Raw genomic sequence first — 19,529 nt, 5'->3', positions numbered from 1 at the left:
ATCGCTAGCGGACGAGACAAGGCTTTTTCGGATGAAAGGTCCATCCAGGAATTAAGTACTGCATAGCCATGGCGTCGTCGCGAGCTCCTCTTCCCCATTTTTGATACAGCTGATGCGCTTCTTCAATTCGCTCCATATCAATCTCAATCCCTAAACCTGGTCGATCGGGAACATCAATCAGGCCATTCACAATTTGAAACGGCTCTTTCGTTAATCGCTGCCCATCTTGCCAAATCCAATGCGTGTCAATCGCCGTAATCTCTCCCGGCGCCGCAGCAGCAACATGGGTAAACATGGCTAACGAAATATCAAAATGGTTGTTGGAATGCGATCCCCATGTCAATCCCCATTCATGACACATTTGCGCCACACGGACGGAACCTTGCATCGTCCAAAAATGCGGATCAGCCAACGGAATATCTACGGCATGAAGCTGAATGGCGTGCCCCATTTGCCTCCAGTCCGTAGCGATCATATTTGTTGCTGTCGGCAAGCCGGTCGCTTTGCGGAATTCCGCCAATATTTCACGCCCAGAATAGCCGTTTTCAGCACCGCACGGATCTTCTGCGTAAGCCAAGATATGATGCATATTCCGGCATAAACGAATAGCTTCTTCCAATAGCCATGCCCCGTTTGGATCCAAGGTGATTCGCGCTTTAGGAAACCGTTTGGCTAGCGCCGCAACAGCTTCTATTTCTTCCTCTCCCGGCATCACGCCGCCCTTTAATTTAAAATCCGAGAATCCGTACTGTTCATAGGCGGCTTCTGCGAGCTGAACAATCGCTTCTGCTGTCAATGCTTCTTCATCCCGCAAGCGGAACCATCCATCCCGGTCTTGCGGTTCCCGATATGGCAAATCCGTTTTCTTGCGGTCTCCAATATAGAACAAGTAACCGAGAACTTTCACCGACTGCCGCTGTTGCCCTTCACCCAGCAAAGCTGCAACTGGGACTTCCAAAAACTTCCCTAACAAATCAAGCAGTGCGGCTTCGATGGCTGTTATGGCATGTACGGTTGTCCGTAGGTCAAAGGTTTGGTTTCCCCTGCCGGTTTTATCTCGATCGCCAAAAGTTTCGGATATCCGACGCAAAATGTTTTTGTAATCGCTGACCGCTCTTCCCACAACAAGAGGTTTCGCTTCTTCTAGCGTTTTTTGAATCTTTTCTCCCCCCGGCACTTCTCCGGCTCCTATATTTCCATAGTTGTCTTTCAACAAAACAATGTTTCGTGTAAAAAATGGTGCATGAGCTCCACTTAAGTTAAGGAGCATGCTATCATAGCCTGCAACCGGGATGACGATCATTTCCGTGACAACAGGAACGTTCCTTTTCATCAACGCTTCGACTCTCCCTTTCCAATTAAGCGTTTACACTTTTCGCTGTTTGCCCTTGCTCATGCGGAAGCTGCAAACGCTCCACTTTGTTGACGATAAACATATAGGACAGTGCGCCAATCAACAACACAACGCCGATAAACAGCAGTGCGTAGCTGAACGAATGGGTATGTTCAAGAATAAAGCCTACAACAATGGGAGTGACAATCCCCGCCAAATTCCCAGAGGTGTTAAATATCCCTGCACTGAGCCCAATGATCTCTTTTGGCGACATATCCCCGACCAGCGTCCATGTCAGTCCTGCCATCCCTTTGGCGAAAAACGAAACACATAAAATCAAAACAATGAGCGCGGGCGAATTTGTATAGTTCGCCAATAAAATGCAGCTTGATAGCAGGAAACCGATGATGATCGGTGTTTTTCGGGCCACCGCCAGCGATTTGCCGCGCTTCAGCATCGAATCCGACCAATAGCCGGCCAATATTCCACCCAAGAAGGCAGCGGCATATGTGAGCGATGTAACGAAACCTGCTTTCAAAATGGATAAATGCTTTTCTTGCACAAGATACGTTGGAAGCCATGTTAAGAAAAACCATACGATCGTATTTAAGGAAAACTGGGCAATGTAAATGCCGATCATTTGTCGATTCGTCAGCAACAAGCGAGCGTGCGACCATTTAATAGGCGATTTTTGTTCACTCGCATCCACTAAGGCTCCGCCTTGTTCGATATACTCAAGCTCTTTTTGATTGGCCAGCGGATGGCGCTTTGGATCATGGATCAGCTTAAACCAAACAAACGTCAAAATGATCCCCATTCCCCCTGCCACATAAAAGATGGCTGGCCACCCATAAACATTGAGGAGAGAAGCTAAAACGGGAGTGAATAAAGCGAGCCCGAAATATTGAGACGAATTGTAAGTGGCCACCGCTTTCCCCCGCTCATTGGTTGGAAACCACATCGTTGTCAGGCGGCTGTTGCCAGGAAACGAGGGAGCTTCGGCAAGCCCGACAATAAACCGGAATAAAAACAACATGGCAACCCCAGTAACGAGCCCTTGCAGTCCCGTAAACAGCGACCATGTAAACAACCCTATGCCATACACAAGTCGTGTGCCAAAACGATCAAGCAGCCAGCCGCTTGGAATTTGCATAAACGTATACGCCCAGTTGAACGCTGAAAATGCAAACCCTAAAGCGACCGCATCCAATGCTAAATCTTCCTTCATCACCGGAGCGGCGATGCTTAACGCTGAACGATCAATATAATTGATAGCGGTTACAACAAATAAAATCGCTAAAATAAGATAGCGAACTCTCGTCCTTTTTACCGTCTCCCCCATTGTCTGACCCTCCCTAATCGTTTTATCCCGCAAACTCAACCAACGCCGCCAACAGCGCTTTCATATATCCAATCGAATAGGCATAACCAACATTGTTGTAACTCCAGTGGATGCATGTGTTGGGCCAAGAAGGATGCTCTGTATATGCGGCTCCTTCTAAAATCGGAACATGATCTGGATTTAAGCAACCACGAAAGCCTACTTTATATAATTCTAGCAAGATTCTGCACATATTCAGATCGCCGTCATCGAGCAACGCCTCTTCAAACGCTTTTGTCGTCGGCAAGCTGCCGCGGACATTGCGGAAATGAACGAGGAAAATTCGCCCTTTTCTCCCATAGTGGCGTATTTCATCATAGACGAGCGAACTCCCTCCCTCTTCTGCCCGCGTCCCGATGCAATATATATAGCCGACATGCCGGCTGGGAAATTCATCAATAATTCGCTGGTAGCCAAGGCCGCCAAATAAAGTGCCGGGATGAGGAACATCGGATGGATGCATGCCAATGGACACCCCATACTCCTCAGCAATCGGCACAAGCCGTCGATATGCTTCACAAAAACGCTTCCAATTTGTTTCAAACGACTTTACCAATTGTTCACCATTCATCTCGTTCGTCAGAAGCATTTCGCCGCGCGCGATGGCTCCTCCCCTGTGCAAAGCTCGATACTTTACAGTTAGATGCGGAAATGTATCTCCTTCAAATCGCTGTCTAACAATTGGAATACCTGCTTCGCCAAATACTTTCAGCGCCTGAACAGAATTTTCCAGCTCTTTTTCACCATCATGGTTCCCTTCCATAAAATTCTTTGTTAAATCAGGAAGTGTGACACGGTTGATGTCAAGTCCAAAAGAACGCAAACGCCGCTTCAGTTTCAGCAGTTCGTCAAGATCCGGGTATCCTTGTTCTTTCACCCCTCGAAATGCCGATCCGCTGCCAAAGTCAATACAATCGACGCCAAGCTGACTCAACTGTCTCAATTCCGCATCACTCAAATCCGTTGAATAAACCGTCACTGAAATTTTCATCATCGTCGCTTCCTCCTTTGCGTATGAATCGAAATGTCCTCTTCGATATAGCCTCCCCTCTAAAAATATGTAATATTGTATTCATGTAAAATTGTAATACAAATTTATTTTATAGTCAATTCCGAAAATAAAAAATAAAAGGGCAAAAGCCCTTTCCCCTTACATTGGATCGCTGGTCAAAACTGTTGTGTTTTCTAACCACTGTTGCTCGTAACTCAAAAGTTTTTCCCTTACAAAGCTTAAATGCCGATACATTTGCGCAAAAGCCTCATATGGGTCTCGCTTCTTTAAAGCATGATAAATGGCCAAGTGATGTTCAACTGTTATCTCACGATCACGCGTCCGAATGAGCCGATCCATTTTCTCATGAGTGATGAGCAAAGAAAAAATCATGCCTTCTACGACAGGATTGTTGGCGCTTAGCGCAATAATTTTATGGAAACGCTTGTCGTACACTCCATAATTATCATCTTCGCTATCCGCGATCATATCAATCGTTTCTTTCAATTGCTCGAGCTGCTCATCGGTGATTTTTTCTGCAGCTATTGTCACAAGCCCCAACTCTAACGCCATTCGAGCTTCAATAATAGCAGGCAAATTGTCGATCGACAATGCCAACATCACCGAAAATGGCTCACTGCCGATTTTGTCGTTAAAATACGTCCCGCCCCGCGTCTTTCGTGTAATCACCCCCATTGTCTCAAGCGAGCTCAACGCTTCGCGCAGTACAGGCCGGCTGACCCCTAACTTCTCCATCAATTCCATCTCTGGCGGCAATTTATCGCCTGGCTTCACTTGACCGCTTGCCAAAAGCTGAACAATCTGTTCAATGACCTGTTTGGACAACGTATTTCGATTTACCGATTTTACAAATATGTCGTGTTCACTCATGTTCCTCACCTTCCCTTCACTATATTATGATTGTAAGACAAATTCGAACGCTTCACAATATAGAAATTACAATAAAAACCAGCCCCTCCTTTTCATTTTCGCCAAGGAGAAGCTGGTTTTGATCCATTATTCGCCCTCAATCATGAAAATTCGTCCCATCCGTCACTTCTTTGACGATGCCGGCGCGGATGACGAAGTCGCCGAAATGTTCACCGTCAAGACGCTCTTTCGCATAGCGGGATAGGAGAACGCGCAGTTCGCGCAAAATTTCTTCTTCGCCGATGTTTTCGCGGTACAGTTTGCCAAGGCGCGTGCCGTTGAACGCAGCGCCGAGGTACATGTTGTATTTTCCGACCGCTTTGCCGACGAAGGCGATTTCTGCGAGCACGTGGCGGGCGCAGCCGTTCGGACAGCCCGTCATGCGGATCGTGATTTCTTCGTCACGCAAACCGTTTTCATCGATAATTTCCTCGATTTTATCGAGCAGTTTCGGCAAGTAGCGCTCCGCTTCCGCCATCGCCAAACCGCACGTCGGCAAGGCGACACAGGCGAGCGCGTTGCGGCGCAAGGCGGTGTACCGGCGGCCGTCGGTCAAGCCGTATTTGGCGATGAGCGCCTCGATTTCCGGCTTTTTCTCGCTCGTGACATTGGCGATGATCAAGTTTTGGTTTGGCGTCAACCGGAAATCGCCGGTATGGACTTTCGCGATTTCGCGCAGGCCGGTCATCAGCTTGTAATCGTCGTAGTCTTTGACGCGGCCGCCTTCGACAAAGAGCGTGAAATGCCATGTCCCATTGACGCCTTCGACCCAGCCGTAGCGGTCGCCGCTATGCTCGAAATGGTACGGGCGCGCTTCGCCGAGCCTCCAGCCGAGGCGGCGCTCAATTTCTTCTTTCACCGTTTCAAGGCCAAGGCGGTCGATCGTGTATTTGAAGCGGGCGTGTTTGCGCGATGAGCGGTTGCCGTAGTCGCGCTGAACGGTCATAATTTTCTCCGCCACCTCGACCACTTGATCCGGCCGGCAGAAGCCGATCACCTTGGCAAGCTGCGGATACGTCGTTTTGTCCCCATGGGTCATCCCCATGCCGCCGCCGATGGCGACATTAAACCCGGCGAGCTTGCCGTCTTCGACAATGGCAATGAACCCGATGTCTTGCGAGAACACATCGACGTCGTTCGACGGCGGAACGGCAATGCCGATTTTAAACTTCCGCGGCAAATACGTCGGTCCGTAAATCGGCTCTTCTTCGCCGTCAACCGCCGGCGTGCCCGCCACTTTCTCGTCGTCCAGCCAAATTTCGTAGTACGCCCTCGTCCGCGGCAACAAATGGTCGCTGATCAGCTTCGCCCATTCATACACTTCCGCATGCACTTCCGATTGGTACGGATTCGGGTTGCACATGACGTTTCGGTTGACGTCGCCGCAGGCCGCAAGCGTCGTCATCAGCGCGTTGTTAATGGCTTGCATCGTTTTTTTCATGTTCCATTTTAAGACGCCGTGCAATTGGAACGCTTGGCGCGTCGTCAGCTTCAACGTGCCGTTCGCATACTTGCGGGCGAGCTCATCCATGACAAGCCACTGTTCCGGCGTCGCCACCCCGCCCGGCGTGCGGACGCGAACCATGAACTGGTATGCAGGCTCCAGTTTTTGTTTTTGCCGCTCGGTGCGCACGTCGCGGTCGTCTTGCAAATAGCTGCCGTGGAATTTCATCAACCGGTTGTCATCCTCTGGAATTCCTGCGCTGAGCGGGTCTTCCATCGTTTCGGCAAGCGTGCCGCGCAAGTAACGGCTTTCCTGCTTGATGCGCTCGACATCGCTTGGCGGTCCGTCCGGCGCTTTTAACTCGACTTTCGCCATTTCCGATTCCACTCCTTCTTTGAGATTAATAGACGTCGCGTTGGTATCGTTTTTGCTTTTGCATCTCCGTGACATACGCTTCCGCCTGTTCACGGCTCATTCCGCCTTCTTTTTCGATAATCTCGATCAACGTCTGATGGACGTCGCGCGCCATGTGTTGTTTGTCGCCGCATACGTAGACGACAGCACCTTCCTCAAGCCAACCGAACAGCTCTTTGCTTCGTTCAATCATCCGGTGCTGCACATACACTTTCTTCTCCGTATCGCGAGAGAAGGCGACATCCATTTTGGTCAGCACACCGCTTTTCAACCATGCGAGCCATTCGGTTTGATACAGGAAGTCGGTCATAAAGTGTTGGTCCCCGAAAAAGAGCCACGATTTTCCTTTCGCCCCGATGGCCTCGCGCTCTTGCATAAAAGCGCGGAACGGCGCAACCCCAGTGCCTGGACCGATCATAATGATCGGCGTCGATGGGTCTTTTGGCAGCTTAAAATTCGGGTTCGGCTGCACAAAGACCGGCAACGTATCGCCGATTTGGACGCGTTCGGCGCAGAACGTCGAGCACACCCCTTTGCGCAGGCGGCCGTGCGACTCATAACGGACCGCGCCGATCGTCAAGTGCACTTCATCTGGATAGGCCGCTAAGCTGCTCGCGATTGAATACAGGCGCGGAGGCATTTTGCGCAAAATCGAGATGACTTGTTGCGGCGCCGCATCCCATGGGCCGAAGTCGCGGAACGCATCCAATAAGTCGCGGCCTTTGGCGTATTCTTTCAGCTTCACCTCATTGCCTGGGGCAACGAGCGCTTGAAGCTCGCTGTTTTTCGACAGCGGCGCAAGCTTTTGCAACAGCGCTTTGGTCAACACAGTGATTTCAAAATGGGACGTGAGCGCTTCTTTGAGCGACCGCACTTCCCCGTCTTTGTCGATCGTCACCGTTTCTTCCGGGTTCCATTTCATTTCTTGAATGATGAGATCGACAAGCTCCGGATCGTTTTTCGGGAAGATGCCAAGCGCATCGCCCGGCTCATACTTCAACCCCGATCCTTCAAGAGACAATTCGAGATGGCGCGTTTCTTTGTTCGATCCGCGGCCGTTTAAGTTGATGTTTTCCAGCACCTCAGCCGGGAACGGATTTTTCCGCGAATAGACGACCGCCGGTTCGGCTTTCGGCACGGCCGCAGCGGCCGACAACACTGGCGCGGCCTCGGCATTGATCCCCTTGCTCAGCTCGGCAAGCACGCCGTCAAGCCATTTCGCCGCCGCTTCCTCGTAGTCGACGTCACAGTCGACGCGCGGATAAAACCGCTCTCCCCCGAGCTCCTCGAGCCGCTTGTCAAAATCTTTCCCCGTCTGGCAAAAATGTTCATACGACGTATCGCCAAGCGCCAAGACGGAAAAGCGTAAATGATTCAGCTTCGGCGCCCGTTTGCTGTGGAGAAACTCGTAAAACGACACCGCGTTGTCTGGCGGATCGCCTTCCCCATGCGTGCTCACGACGATAAGCAGCGTCTCGACTTTCTTCAATTCATTCGGTTTAAAGTCAAGCATGGACAACACTTTCGCTTCAAACCCACGCTCTTTGAGCGCTTTGCCGGCTTTCTCAGCCAACTTTTGTGCATTGCCGGTTTGCGAGCCGTACAATACCGTCACTTCTTTCGAAACCGGTTTGCTGCTTCCAGCAAACAGCGCTGGCGCTTCGGCATCCAAAACGGCAACCGCCGCCTCGGCAGCAGCCAAATACCCGCTCAGCCAAAGCTTTTGCGACGGCGTCAACGTCGGCAACAAACGATTCAAGAGCTCAATCTGCTCCTGGGTAAACGGACTGTTGGTTACTTGCAGCTGCAACGGTGTCCACCTCACAATATAAAATAAAATGGAACGATTGACGTCGTTTCGGTCTCAACGACAGAACGAGCGTCAAATTCCATTATTCCTATAAGGCAAGTATACTTTATCGAAGATATCATATTTACACTTTACCGCAAAACAAAACATTAGTAAAATAAATATAAATTATTGAAACTATTAATTTTTATAATAGATACTCTCTGCAACAACGATCGAGCGATGGGCAGGAGGAATGAAGATGTACTATGACGAACTGAAAACATTTATTACATTGGCGGAAGTGAAAAATTTCACAAAAACAGCGGAAATTCTCCATTTGTCGCAGCCAAGCGTCAGCTTGCACATCAAAAATTTAGAACAAGAGTTTCAAACGAAACTGTTCATCCGCTCCCCAAAGCGGCTGCGCATGACGCCGACAGGTGAACTTTTGTACGATCGCGCCAAACAAATGATGGCGCTCTATGAACAAACGAAGCAAGACATTTTGGAGCACCATCACTCAGTGAAAGGCAAATTGACCATCGGCGCCAGCTTTACGATTGGAGAGTATATTTTGCCCCCGCTTTTGCCCGATTTCCAAAAGCGCTATCCAGAATTGGAGCTTGAGGTGATGATCGGCAACACGAAAGAAATTGTCGAACTCGTCAAATCGTATCAAGTCGACATCGGCTTGATCGAAGGGCAAACGAACGAAAAAGAATTGTCCGTCCACCCGTTTATGCAAGACGAGCTCGTCATCGTCGCCTCCAAGCGGCACGAGCTAGCGCAAAAAGGCGAAGTCACGATCAGCGAGCTGCAAAACGAGGCGTGGGTGGCGCGCGAAGTCGGGTCGGGGACAAGGGAATATTTCAATCATTTCATCCGCTCGAACGGGCTGAAAATCCAATCGCTCATGATCATCAGCAGCAACCAAGGCATTAAAGAAACGCTGATCAACGGCAACGCTTTGTCCTTGCTGTCGCGCAGCGTCGTCGCCCGCGACATCGAGCACGGCCACCTGTCCATCGTTCACTTGAACCATCCACCGTTTTACCGAATGTTTTCCTATATTTGTGCACCGATTATGGAAAACAAGCAAAATGTACGTATCTTCCTTGAAACGTTGCAACACAATTGGAGATCCTAAAAAACACGGGGAGAAGCTTGGCAGCCCTCCCCTATACTTCCATCTCCCCATGGCGAATATGCGGCATTTCGATTTGAATCGTCGCATGGCGAATGTGAAAGCGCGTCTCGATCAAATCAATCGCCCGCTGCAAAACCGCCTGCCCATCGCAACCTTCCTCAATGAGCAAATGGCAGCTTAACGAATCAAGCCCCGAGGTGATCGTCCAAATATGCAAATCGTGCACATCGATCACGCCATCAATGCCGGAGAGCGCCGCTTTTACTTCCCCATGGTCAATCGCCGCCGGCGTTCCTTCCATTAAAATATGCACCGTCTGTTTCACCACGGCCAACGCCCCTTTTAAAATCAGCACCGACACCGCAATGGAAATGAGCGGATCAGCCGCGTACCAATCGAACAGCCAGATGACAAGCCCCGCCGCGATCGCCCCGACCGAGCCTAACGCATCGCCAAGCACATGAAGATAGGCGCTGCGGACATTGACGTTCTCTTTGACATCCCCTTTGCGCATTAACACCCAAGCGCTTGCCAAATTAGCCAGCAACCCTATGACAGCAATGGCCATCATCGGCCCGCTCGCGACAGCAGGTGGATTCACAAACCTCGCGACCGCTTCCCAAATAATCCAAGCGGCAATCCCCACCAACGTGCCCCCGTTTACTAGCGCCGCTAAAATCTCGAACCGGTAAAATCCATACGTTCTCTTCGGCGACGCGGGCTTCGCCGCCAGCCAAACCGCCGCCAGGCTTAACAGAAGCGAAATGGCATCACTCAGCATATGCCCCGAATCCGAAAGAAGAGCAAGGCTGTTCGTCACAAGCCCGCCGACAAACTCGAGCACCATGATCCCGATCGTTACACCGAGGGCAATCGCCAGCCCTTTTTGATTTCCTTCTCTGCCGTGATGATGCCCGTGATGGTGATCACAATGGCCGTGCGCGTGATGATGCATCCATCTTCTCTCCTTATTTATTGGTGTTGTGCGTGATCAATCGCCTGCTTTAGCAACGATATGACATGTTCGTCATCACATGAGTAAACCAACATCTTCCCCTCACGGCGATATTTCACAAGCCGCAACGTCCGAAGCAGCGCCAACTGATGGGAAACCGCCGATTGCGACATGCCGAGCACTTCCGCAATATGGCCTACATGGCATTCTTCCTGCGACAACAAATACAACATCTTCATCCGAGTCGGATCCGCTAGGGCTTTAAAGATCCGTGACACTTCCTCAATCACACTTTCATCTAAAAACGAATGATCCTCTGCGTTCATGGCTGTTCCCTCACATTTTAATATATGAGCATTTGTTCATATATGCGAATCATAAACCGCTTTTTTTTCTTCTGTCAATCCTATTTCAAGCTGCAAAACCCCATCAGCATCAACAGCCGATGCACTGACACCCCCACAACGGCAGCCGACAAAGCAAAAAAAAGCAGGGGCCGATAGACCCGCTGCTTTCCCATTACGATTTCAGCCGCACCGCCGTCCCCGTCGCAATGCACATCATCATGCCGTCGCGCAGCGTTTCAAAATCGAGATCCACCCCGATGACGGCGTTGGCGCCAAGGCTTCTCGCCTTATTGACCATCTCCTTGATCGCCATCTCCCGCCCTTCGGCCAGCTTGCTTTCATACGTTCCGCTCCGCCCGCCGATGATGTCGGTGATGCTGGCGAGAAAATCACGGACGACATTGGCGCCCAAAATGACCTCTCCCGCTACGATGCCCAAATACTCTTCAATTTCTTTTCCCTCAATGGTATTGGTGGTCGTGACAATCACAGCTATGTCCCCCTCGTGGCTCATCATAATAGGTGGAAGCACCCAATTCCATTATACTACATTGCATCTATGACGTCGCCGATGAATCTGTCCGCAGTGCAGCCAATGCCGAATGAGTACCGTACAGCAACAACTGCGCGATGCCGACAAAATACTCCGATTCGCGAATGATGTGATCGAGCACCACCTTGGCGGTCGGGTTTTGGCTGACGGCTTTGCTGCGGGTTTTGATTTGCCGGCATAATTCGATGAACTGAAGGCTCTGCTCTAGGCAGTACGACACAAAATGGAGCACTTGTTGATGCAGTTGTTCAGGAACATAATGGCCGGCCCGAACCACCGATTCGATATAACGGACCGCGTGCTGATGCGCAGCCGAAAGCGCCTCCTCCCATTTTTTCAACGCTTCTACATATGGCGCTTCCAATCCAGACGCAAGCTCGCGAATGACGACCGTATGTTCTTCCTCTTGGTGCTTCCAGAATTCAATCTCATCCAAAACGCGCAGCGGCATGTGTGGGCCGTAGTAAAATTGCACGCTCTTCCCTCCCTGTTTCCCCTCTTCTTTCAATGTATGGATCGATCAGTGGAAGTATGCACTAATATAAACTAGAAAAATATTTTGATCTTTCCTGTGACAAAAGACAAGCGCATGGGTACAAAATGGAAAAGATAATGTTTTGAAATTAGGGAGGAGCTTGCGCTATGAAATTAGAGGGAAAAGTTGCCGTTGTTACTGGAGGCGCCTCAGGGATGGGAAAAGCGATAGCACTGTTGTTTGCCAAAGAAGGAGCAAAAGTAGTCGTCTCAGACATTCACGAAGAAGGGCAGTCTGCTGTGGTCAAAGAGATTACAGAAAACGGTGGAACAGCTATCGGCATCACCGCCAATGTCGCTAATAAGGAACATGTGGAACGATTAATCGATGAGACGTTGCAAGCGTTCGGCTCACTCGACATTTTAGTCAACAATGCTGGAATTATGGACAACTTTGTTCCTGCTGCCGAGGTGACGGACGAGCTGTGGGAGAAAGTGTTTGCGGTTAATGTAACAAGCGTCATGCGTACGACTCGTAAAGCACTATCCATTTTTCTCCCCCAAAAAAGCGGGGTGATCATCAACATCGCCTCCGTTGGCGGACTTTATGGCTCGCGAGCCGGAGCCGCCTATACTGCTTCAAAGCATGCTGTCATTGGACTGACGAAAAACGTGGCATTTCAATATGCAAAAGAAGGTATCCGCTGCAACGCCATCGCACCGGGGGGCGTCAGTACAAACATCGGCGCCACGATCACTGCGCCCAATCCATTCGGAATGGAGAGGGCCATGGCAGGTGCGGCTCTCAACCCTCGTGCAGGCGAGCCGGAAGAAATCGCCAGCATCGCCTTGTTTTTAGCTTCCGACGATGCCAGTTTTCTAAACGGCGCCGTGATCGTTGCCGACGCCGGCTGGACAGCGTATTGACAACGACACTGCTGCCACCCACCTTTTCGGTTATAGGCGAGATAGATCTTTCAGAAACAAAACAGAAAAGGAAAAGCCGCCCCAACACGTTTCGTTCCCCTTCGGGACCGGCTTTTTCCTTTTCCTTTTTGTCAGCCGCGAACCATTTGGTACACGTGCATTACCAAAGCGACGACCGTTGCCACTCCAACAAACGACACCAAATACAAAATCGGCGACCCCGTGTGGCCAAACACCACTTCATTTTGCAGCATGGCCGCTTTCTCCCAAGCATTCTCCACATCGGGCTTGTAAAGCTTCGTTTTCCAATACCCTATGCCGATGGTTGATGCCAAATACACGACATGAACGATGATCGAAATGACGAAAGCGTGAATAACGGTTTTCATGAACATCCCCTTCTCACCTTTCGGAAATATGGACGGTCCTCCATTGGAGGCGTCGGCGCAAATGTCCATCCATTGCATCCGCATTCCGATACGATCTTCTATCATTTTATCATACAAGTTGCGCAAAACCATCCCCTGCATATTTCCGAATCGTTCCTTTTGATCAAACGTTCAATCCCCCAAAAGAGGGGATATTCACAGACGCTTGATTGAAGTAAGCTTAACTGTAGCATCGCTTTTCTCCATCCCATCAAGCACATGATGGGTGTGAAACGCCAATAACAAATGAATGAACATTCATTCTGTTGTGGTATAATGGTAACAACATCCTCACACCAATAAGGAGGCCCGTTCGCCATGCTGATCGAGAAAGTGATCAAAAAACGGTTTGAAACGGAAGTGGTTCAAAACGTGCATATCGCCAAAGGAACGGCGACGTTTCAAGGCGTCCGCCTCACCGTCCGCTGCTTTGTCATCGATGGGGTGCTGATTGACACCGGCGCCAAATCAATGGAGCACGAATTCACCTCGTTTTTTCAACACCAAGACATCGATCAAGTCGTCATCACCCACTATCACGAAGACCATACCGGCTGCGCGGCATTTTTGCAGCGAAAGATGGGCCTGCCCATCTACATGCACGAACTGATGATCCATTATTGCCAGCAAAAGGCGGACTATCCGCTATACCGAAAAGTGTTTTGGGGCAAGCGCGACCCGTTCGTTGCCAAACCGATCGGCGCGACGTTTTCCTCGCGAAGCGCAACGTGGGACGTCATCCCGACGCCAGGTCATTCCATCGATCATGTGGCGTTTTTGAACCGCGAAACGGGGCAATTGTTCAGCGGCGACTTGTACTGTCAGGAGAAAACGAAAGTCATCTTGCGCGAGGAAAACATCCCGGCGATCATCGCCTCCTTGCAACACGTGTTGACATACGATTTCGGCGACGTCTTCTGCGCCCATGCCGGCTATCTCCCAAACGGGCGCGAGGCCTTGCAGCGAAAACTCGATTACTTGCTTGAACTTCAAGGCAACATCATCGATTTATACGAAAAAGGCATGCCGCCGAAACAAATTCAAGAAACGCTTTTCCCGAAAAAATATCCGATCGTCTTTTTTTCGGCGAAGGAGTGGGACTCCCTTCACATTGTCCGGTCGGTCATTCAAGAATATCAAGCGAAACGGGCAAGCTGAAGCGGACGCTTCCCGGAAATGGCCATAGACCATTAGGGCAAGCCCATATTCCGTTTTCTTCCATTTCAAATGAAAAATTACTATCTTCGCCAGCAACGGGACAAATTAAGAAAAAACGAAAGGATGGGTCCCGTCGATGAACGAAACACCGCGCGTCAAGCTGCACGGGTTCAACAACTTGACGAAATCGCTCAGCTTCAATATGTACGATATTTGCTATACGAAAACGGCGAAGGAGCGGGAGGCGTATATCGAATACATTGACGACGTGTACAATGCCGAACGGCTGACGAATCTTTTAAAACGTGTCGCCGACATGATCGGCGCCCATGTGTTAAACATCGCCAAGCAAGATTACGTTCCGCAGGGCGCGAGCGTGACGATGCTCGTTTCCGAGGGGCCGGTCGTCGAGGTGCCCGAAGATGACGGCCCTTTGCCGGAGGCGGTGGTGCTTTCCCTTGACAAAAGCCATATCACCGTCCATACATACCCAGAATATCACCCGAATGACGGAATCAGCACGTTCCGCGCCGATATTGATGTCGTCACATGCGGGGAAATTTCGCCGCTCAAAGCGCTCGACTATTTGATTCATTCATTTGACGCCGACATTATGATCATCGACTACCGCGTGCGCGGATTTACGCGCGACATTCACGGATACAAGCTGTTTATCGACCATGACATTACGTCGATTCAAGATTATATCCCGGAGCACATTCGCGAAAAGTACGATATGATCGACGTAAACATTTACCAAGAGAATATTTTTCACACAAAATGCAAGTTGAAACAGTTTGACTTGGACAACTACTTGTTTGGCTATGCAAAAGAGGATTTGAGCGAACAAGAAGCGAATGAAACAACCGCCAAGCTGAGAAGGGAAATGGATGAGATCTTTTACGGAAAAAATATGCCGAACACCGTTTGACGCGGGCGCCTTTTTGACGCCTGCCGGCTTTCGGGCCGGCCCACACCGGTTCCCGATTGGCGCCGTCTATGGTATGCTAGTAGAAAAAAGGAAAAGGTGTTCATGAATGAAGTACATCATCGTCGGAGCCGGCATTTTAGGGGCCTCGACCGCTTACCATTTGGCCAAGGAAGGCGCAAACGTGATCATCATCGACCGCGGCGACAAAGGGCAGGCGACCGGTGCGGCGGCGGGGATTGTCTGCCCTTGGCTGTCGCAGCGCCGCAACCAAAAATGGTACCGATTGGCCAAAAACGGAGCGAAGTTTTACCCCTCCCTCATCGAAGAACTGCAAGCGCTCGGGGAAACGGACACCGGTTATGCGCGCGTCGGCGCCCTATGGCTGCACACGGACGAACAGAAACTGAAACAAATGGAGGAGCGCGCTCGCAAACGGCGCGAAGACGCGCCGGAAATGGGAGAGATCGTGCGGCTTCATCCCCATGAGGCGAAGGAGCTGTTTCCGCCGCTTGGCGGTGAGCATCATGCCCTATATGTGAGCGGCGCCGCCCGTGTGAACGGCCGGTCGGTGCGGGACGCCCTCACAAACGCGGCCCAAAAGCTTGGCGCCGCCTACATCCGCGGAAACGCCCAGATCCTGTTTGAAGGCTCCCGCGTCATCGGCGCGAAAGTCAATGGAGCGAAATACACGGCCGAAGCGGTCATCGTCACAGCCGGCGCATGGGCTGGCGAACTGCTCGAACCGTTGGGCGTTCGGTTTGCCGTCAGCCCGCAAAAAGGACAAATCGTTCATCTCGAATGGTTGGCAGGCGAGACCGACCGATGGCCGGTCGTCATGCCCCCGAACAATCAGTATATGCTCGCCTTCCCTGGAGGGCGAATCATCATCGGAACGACCCATGAAGATGAAGCGGGGATGGATGTCCGCGCCACCGCCGGCGGCATCCACGAAATACTGGACAAAGCGCTCGCCGTCGCGCCAGGGCTGTCGGCGTGCACCTACGTGGAAACACGGGTCGGGTTCCGCCCGCGCACGCCTGGATTTCTCCCTGTCTTCGGGGCTCTTCCCGGTTTTACCGGCCTTTACGCAGCCAACGGCCTTGGCTCTTCCGGGCTCACCGTCGGGCCATATTTAGGCGCAGAACTTGCCAAGCTTGTGCTCGGCCGCCCGACTGAACTTGATTCGTTCGACTACAACGTCGCCGAGGCCATCATCCCGCCTTCCTGACGCTGCCTCACGGTGCAACACTAGCACTCCCACCCGATGCCCAACTGCCGCGTTCAGCGGCCAGCGCCGGCTGCGGGCTTGCCCCATGCAGGCCCGCAGCCCGTTTAGCTGTTTTGTCCTTCGTATTTTTTCAACTGTTCCGTCAGCTGTTGAAACAACGCCATATCTTTTCGGTCAAGCGCCTGGTCAATTTGCATTTTCAACACCGATAGTTCATGACGTTTCAGCGCCTCATCCAACACTTGCTCGGCCGCCTTCGCCATTTTCTCATGCCGCTCGTGCCGCCTGACATTTTCAAACGCTTGGTGATCAATAAGCCGAAGGTACGAAAAATTCCTTGCCTTTCCTGGAAAATGGAGCGTCAAATAGAGCGTCTCGTTCGGATGCAGCGCCAAATCGCCCATAATCGAGGCAAGGCTCGTGCTTTTTTGACCGCGCCGATAAAAGACGAGCCCTTCCTCTTCCGCCATCGCAGTCGAAATGATCAGCCACCGCGCCTGCTTTTGCTCGGTTTCCGTAAAATGGACGTTCTCAAGCAAATGGGGGTGTTGAAGCAAGTATTGCAGCACAAATCGGGCATCGGGATGCTTCAAACGATGCTGCTGCAAAAACGTTGTTAAGAACTGCCGCTTTTCTGAATAGGACACCCATCTCGTCATAGCCTCACCCCCTTCAACTGCTTCTCCATGGAAGATAACAGCGGCCGCAGCGCAAGATCGTCTCAACAAGCCTCGATGATCCATTGCTATTCCATTCACGTCTTTGTTTTCCAGTATACTTGATTGCGCCCCGCCGTGCATCTGAAAACCACAGGGCAAGGCCCCTTTCATTCCGACACCAAGCGGCAAACGAAATAGAAAAACAGCCGCCCTTCATTTCCAGGCGGCTGCTCCTTCTAAGCAACGGGCTCTCGGCTTTCCTTTCCATTGCTAAGACCTATGGCCTACGCCAACTGCATCGCAAAGTGGCCGTTCAATCCGAGCGCTTCGGCTGTGGATGCTTGCACTTGCCGCAACAGCGCTTCGTTTTTCATCAACGACTCGCCGTAAGACGGAATCATCTCTTTCACTTTCACCCGCCATTCGTTCATCCGTTCTGGGAAGCACTTCTCCATCACTTCAAGCATGACATGAACCGCCGTCGATGCCCCTGGCGACGCGCCGAGCAACGCCGCGATCGAACCATCAGCCGCATGGACGACTTCCGTGCCAAACTGCAGCGTTCCTTTGCCGCCAGCTTCCGTGTCTTTGATCACTTGCACGCGCTGACCCGCCACGACGATGTCCCACTCGTCGCTTTTTGCCGTCGGGACGAATTCCCGCAGCTCTTGCATGCGCTGTTCTTTCGACAACAGCACTTGCTGGATTAAATAGTTGGTCAAGGACATATTTTTCACGCCCGCCGCCAAGATCGTCAAGACGTTATGCGGCTTGATCGAGGTGAACAAGTCGAGCATCGAGCCGTTTTTCAAAAACTTCGGCGAAAACCCGGCAAATGGCCCAAACAGCAGCATCTTTTGATTGTCGATAAACCGCGTGTCCAAATGCGGCACCGACATCGGCGGCGCGCCGACTTTCGCTTTGCCGTACACTTTCGCATGGTGCTGCTCGACAACCTCAGGGTTGTTGCACACCATAAACAACCCGCTCACCGGGAAGCCACCGATTCCCTTCCCTTCCGGAATGCCGGACTTTTGCAACAGATGGAGGCTGCCTCCCCCGGCCCCGATGAAGACGAACTTGGCCGCATGAAGCTCCACCGCGCCCGTGTCCAAATTCCGCACTTTCAGCTCCCATAAGCCGTCGCTTGTCCGTTTGATATCCTCGACATGATGGCGGTAGCGGATCTCCACGTTCTTCCGTTTCAAATGTTCAAACAGTTGGCGCGTCAACGCCCCGAAGTTCACGTCCGTCCCCGATTCGATGCGGGTCGCCGCGATCGGCTCGTCCACCACCCGCCCTTCCATCATGAGCGGCACCCATTCGGCCAGCTTCTTCGGATCATCTGTGAACTCCATCCCTTTAAACAGCGGATTGGCCGCCATCGTTTCGTGGCGCTTCTTCAAAAACGCCACATTGTCTTCCCCTTGCACAAAGCTCATATGCGGCAGCGGACGGACGAAATCTTTCGGGTCACGAAGAATACCGCTGTTGACTAAATAAGCCCAAAACTGCAAAGAGACGTAAAACTGCTCATTGATTTTAATCGCTTTGCCGATGTCAATCGACCCATCGGCCTTCTCAACCGTATAGTTCAACTCACACAGCGCCGCATGCCCCGTCCCGGCGTTGTTCCACTCGTTGGAGCTTTCCGCTCCCGCTTCCTCCAGCCGCTCAAACACGGCAATGTCCCACTCGGGCGCCAATTCCTTCAAGAGCGTCCCCAACGTCGCGCTCATAATGCCCGCGCCGATTAAGATGACATCCGTTTTTCCTTGTTTGTTGCCCATGTTTACCATCCCTATCCATGAATAGTTGTAAAAGACCATCGAGCGAGCGCTCGAAATGATTCCACCGATACCCCTTTTGTTTTTGAGGGCGATTTCAACATTTATTATAACACAATTGATTAATAGTATGTCACTATTATCAATTCGAACAAAATATATTACTATAATTCAATGCAACATCGTATATCCATAACATCAACACAGCCATCCCAACATCGCCCTTCATAATAATTTTACAAAATCGTTGAATATTTCGCCACCATCTCGAGAAAAAACGCAGAGATTTTTCAAGAAGGCTGATGAAAAACACATTTTATAGCAGCAAAAAAGACGGCTCCATGCTTCGATGAGCACTCTCGTTTCCCATTGTTCAATCACTTTTTCTCGGCTCGGCTGATGTTTCCAAACTGCTTTTTCGGTCAAGTCAAACATATGGGGATGCAAATCGTTCACTTCCAGTATACTCCATTCAGCAACCGGATTGTCATACTGAATGTCATTCCGTTAGTGTTGCTTGCACAGCTCCACAGGGAAAAGCGAAACTGCAACACTTCGCCAAAGGGAAACACCATTGAAAACACGGAAAGTTCATTGCTGAGGGCCTCACAGCTGAAGAGAGCAATTGGTGCAATGTTGCGGTGGCATTT

At 51.0% G+C, this 19,529-nt stretch carries 19 protein-coding genes; 5 read left to right on the top strand and 14 right to left on the bottom strand.

The features are described from left to right. Positions 1-4 precede the first annotated feature (4 nt). The 6 genes from gudD to QWV57_RS06960 form a co-directional block, all read right to left on the bottom strand. Positions 5-1,333 carry a glucarate dehydratase gene (gene gudD / locus QWV57_RS06985; RefSeq protein ID WP_033005630.1) on the bottom strand — a complete coding sequence of 443 codons (1,329 nt, stop codon included), beginning with the start codon at positions 1,331-1,333 and terminating at the stop codon, positions 5-7. Between the two features lie 25 nt (positions 1,334-1,358). Further along, positions 1,359-2,675 carry an MFS transporter gene (locus QWV57_RS06980; RefSeq protein WP_129447261.1) on the bottom strand — a complete coding sequence of 439 codons (1,317 nt, stop codon included), beginning with the start codon at positions 2,673-2,675 and terminating at the stop codon, positions 1,359-1,361. Between the two features lie 22 nt (positions 2,676-2,697). Further along, on the bottom strand, positions 2,698-3,708 hold the full coding sequence (locus QWV57_RS06975) for a mannonate dehydratase (protein WP_015374592.1): 1,011 nt from the start codon (positions 3,706-3,708) through the stop codon (positions 2,698-2,700). A 156-nt stretch (positions 3,709-3,864) separates the two neighbouring features. Continuing rightward, positions 3,865-4,596, bottom strand: a complete 732-nt coding sequence (locus tag QWV57_RS06970; RefSeq protein ID WP_015374591.1) for a FadR/GntR family transcriptional regulator — start codon at positions 4,594-4,596, stop codon at positions 3,865-3,867. Positions 4,597-4,732: 136 nt separating this feature from the next. Then, complete coding sequence (cysI, locus tag QWV57_RS06965; RefSeq protein ID WP_301101553.1) at positions 4,733-6,454, bottom strand: assimilatory sulfite reductase (NADPH) hemoprotein subunit; 1,722 nt, start codon at positions 6,452-6,454, stop codon at positions 4,733-4,735. 25 nt (positions 6,455-6,479) lie between these two features. Next, entirely contained in the window at positions 6,480-8,303 is a 1,824-nt protein-coding gene (locus QWV57_RS06960) for an assimilatory sulfite reductase (NADPH) flavoprotein subunit (RefSeq protein ID WP_081132481.1), read from the bottom strand. A gap of 241 nt (positions 8,304-8,544) precedes the next feature. On the opposite strand from QWV57_RS06960, the gene QWV57_RS06955 reads away from it, so the two are divergent. Further along, positions 8,545-9,432 carry a LysR family transcriptional regulator gene (locus tag QWV57_RS06955; RefSeq protein WP_301101550.1) on the top strand — a complete coding sequence of 296 codons (888 nt, stop codon included), beginning with the start codon at positions 8,545-8,547 and terminating at the stop codon, positions 9,430-9,432. A 31-nt stretch (positions 9,433-9,463) separates the two neighbouring features. Here QWV57_RS06955 and QWV57_RS06950 read toward each other — a convergent pair whose 3' ends face one another. The 4 genes from QWV57_RS06950 to QWV57_RS06935 all read right to left on the bottom strand — a co-directional run bounded on the left by QWV57_RS06950 (position 9,464) and on the right by QWV57_RS06935 (position 11,762). Then, positions 9,464-10,387 (bottom strand): cation diffusion facilitator family transporter, encoded by a 924-nt coding sequence (locus QWV57_RS06950; protein WP_020755087.1) that lies wholly within the window; start codon positions 10,385-10,387, stop codon positions 9,464-9,466. Between the two features lie 17 nt (positions 10,388-10,404). Beyond that, positions 10,405-10,713: an ArsR/SmtB family transcription factor gene (locus tag QWV57_RS06945; RefSeq protein ID WP_011230902.1), complete on the bottom strand. Its 309-nt coding sequence runs from the start codon at positions 10,711-10,713 to the stop codon at positions 10,405-10,407. 193 nt (positions 10,714-10,906) lie between these two features. Beyond that, positions 10,907-11,224: a YbjQ family protein gene (locus QWV57_RS06940; protein ID WP_011230901.1), complete on the bottom strand. Its 318-nt coding sequence runs from the start codon at positions 11,222-11,224 to the stop codon at positions 10,907-10,909. A 67-nt stretch (positions 11,225-11,291) separates the two neighbouring features. Continuing rightward, entirely contained in the window at positions 11,292-11,762 is a 471-nt protein-coding gene (locus QWV57_RS06935; protein ID WP_011230900.1) for a DUF2935 domain-containing protein, read from the bottom strand. 167 nt (positions 11,763-11,929) lie between these two features. Between QWV57_RS06935 and QWV57_RS06930 the strand changes: the two genes are divergently transcribed. Continuing rightward, the gene (locus QWV57_RS06930) at positions 11,930-12,688 is read left to right on the top strand and encodes an SDR family oxidoreductase (RefSeq protein ID WP_020755091.1); all 759 of its coding nucleotides are present in this window, start codon (positions 11,930-11,932) and stop codon (positions 12,686-12,688) included. Positions 12,689-12,819: 131 nt separating this feature from the next. Here the strand turns inward: QWV57_RS06930 and QWV57_RS06925 are convergent, their stop codons facing one another. Further along, a complete protein-coding gene (locus QWV57_RS06925) occupies positions 12,820-13,077 on the bottom strand; it encodes a membrane protein (RefSeq protein ID WP_033005632.1) in 258 nt (85 codons plus the stop codon). A gap of 357 nt (positions 13,078-13,434) precedes the next feature. Here QWV57_RS06925 and QWV57_RS06920 point away from each other — a divergent pair, with 357 nt between their 5' ends. The 3 genes from QWV57_RS06920 (at position 13,435) to QWV57_RS06910 (ending at position 16,433) form a co-directional block, all read left to right on the top strand. Further along, the gene (locus tag QWV57_RS06920; protein ID WP_020755094.1) at positions 13,435-14,274 is read left to right on the top strand and encodes an MBL fold metallo-hydrolase; all 840 of its coding nucleotides are present in this window, start codon (positions 13,435-13,437) and stop codon (positions 14,272-14,274) included. Positions 14,275-14,410: 136 nt separating this feature from the next. Beyond that, entirely contained in the window at positions 14,411-15,205 is a 795-nt protein-coding gene (gene speD / locus QWV57_RS06915; protein WP_015374578.1) for an adenosylmethionine decarboxylase, read from the top strand. A 106-nt stretch (positions 15,206-15,311) separates the two neighbouring features. Beyond that, positions 15,312-16,433 carry an NAD(P)/FAD-dependent oxidoreductase gene (locus QWV57_RS06910; protein ID WP_015374577.1) on the top strand — a complete coding sequence of 374 codons (1,122 nt, stop codon included), beginning with the start codon at positions 15,312-15,314 and terminating at the stop codon, positions 16,431-16,433. Between the two features lie 104 nt (positions 16,434-16,537). Here QWV57_RS06910 and QWV57_RS06905 read toward each other — a convergent pair whose 3' ends face one another. From QWV57_RS06905 to QWV57_RS06895, 3 genes are all read right to left on the bottom strand, one after another. Next, positions 16,538-17,092: a YpiB family protein gene (locus QWV57_RS06905; RefSeq protein ID WP_015374576.1), complete on the bottom strand. Its 555-nt coding sequence runs from the start codon at positions 17,090-17,092 to the stop codon at positions 16,538-16,540. A 284-nt stretch (positions 17,093-17,376) separates the two neighbouring features. Beyond that, a complete protein-coding gene (locus QWV57_RS06900) occupies positions 17,377-18,891 on the bottom strand; it encodes a malate:quinone oxidoreductase (protein WP_301102029.1) in 1,515 nt (504 codons plus the stop codon). Positions 18,892-19,104: 213 nt separating this feature from the next. Next, positions 19,105-19,335: a hypothetical protein gene (locus QWV57_RS06895; RefSeq protein ID WP_301101521.1), complete on the bottom strand. Its 231-nt coding sequence runs from the start codon at positions 19,333-19,335 to the stop codon at positions 19,105-19,107. Positions 19,336-19,529 lie beyond the last annotated feature (194 nt).

This window comes from Geobacillus zalihae, assembly GCF_030414215.1.
GTDB classification, from domain to species: domain Bacteria; phylum Bacillota; class Bacilli; order Bacillales; family Anoxybacillaceae; genus Geobacillus; species Geobacillus zalihae.
This window is presented reverse-complemented; position numbering and strand designations above follow the sequence as displayed.

Coding starts and splice junctions, on each gene's coding strand:
- gudD (WP_033005630.1), bottom strand. CDS start 1,333: ATGAAAAGGAACGTTCCTGTTGTCACGGAAATGATCGTCATCCCGGTT.
- QWV57_RS06980 (WP_129447261.1), bottom strand. CDS start 2,675: ATGGGGGAGACGGTAAAAAGGACGAGAGTTCGCTATCTTATTTTAGCG.
- QWV57_RS06975 (WP_015374592.1), bottom strand. CDS start 3,708: ATGATGAAAATTTCAGTGACGGTTTATTCAACGGATTTGAGTGATGCG.
- QWV57_RS06970 (WP_015374591.1), bottom strand. CDS start 4,596: ATGAGTGAACACGACATATTTGTAAAATCGGTAAATCGAAATACGTTG.
- cysI (WP_301101553.1), bottom strand. CDS start 6,454: ATGGCGAAAGTCGAGTTAAAAGCGCCGGACGGACCGCCAAGCGATGTC.
- QWV57_RS06955 (WP_301101550.1), top strand. CDS start 8,545: ATGTACTATGACGAACTGAAAACATTTATTACATTGGCGGAAGTGAAA.
- QWV57_RS06950 (WP_020755087.1), bottom strand. CDS start 10,387: ATGCATCATCACGCGCACGGCCATTGTGATCACCATCACGGGCATCAT.
- QWV57_RS06945 (WP_011230902.1), bottom strand. CDS start 10,713: ATGAACGCAGAGGATCATTCGTTTTTAGATGAAAGTGTGATTGAGGAA.
- QWV57_RS06930 (WP_020755091.1), top strand. CDS start 11,930: ATGAAATTAGAGGGAAAAGTTGCCGTTGTTACTGGAGGCGCCTCAGGG.
- QWV57_RS06925 (WP_033005632.1), bottom strand. CDS start 13,077: ATGAAAACCGTTATTCACGCTTTCGTCATTTCGATCATCGTTCATGTC.
- QWV57_RS06920 (WP_020755094.1), top strand. CDS start 13,435: ATGCTGATCGAGAAAGTGATCAAAAAACGGTTTGAAACGGAAGTGGTT.
- speD (WP_015374578.1), top strand. CDS start 14,411: ATGAACGAAACACCGCGCGTCAAGCTGCACGGGTTCAACAACTTGACG.
- QWV57_RS06910 (WP_015374577.1), top strand. CDS start 15,312: ATGAAGTACATCATCGTCGGAGCCGGCATTTTAGGGGCCTCGACCGCT.
- QWV57_RS06905 (WP_015374576.1), bottom strand. CDS start 17,092: ATGACGAGATGGGTGTCCTATTCAGAAAAGCGGCAGTTCTTAACAACG.
- QWV57_RS06900 (WP_301102029.1), bottom strand. CDS start 18,891: ATGGTAAACATGGGCAACAAACAAGGAAAAACGGATGTCATCTTAATC.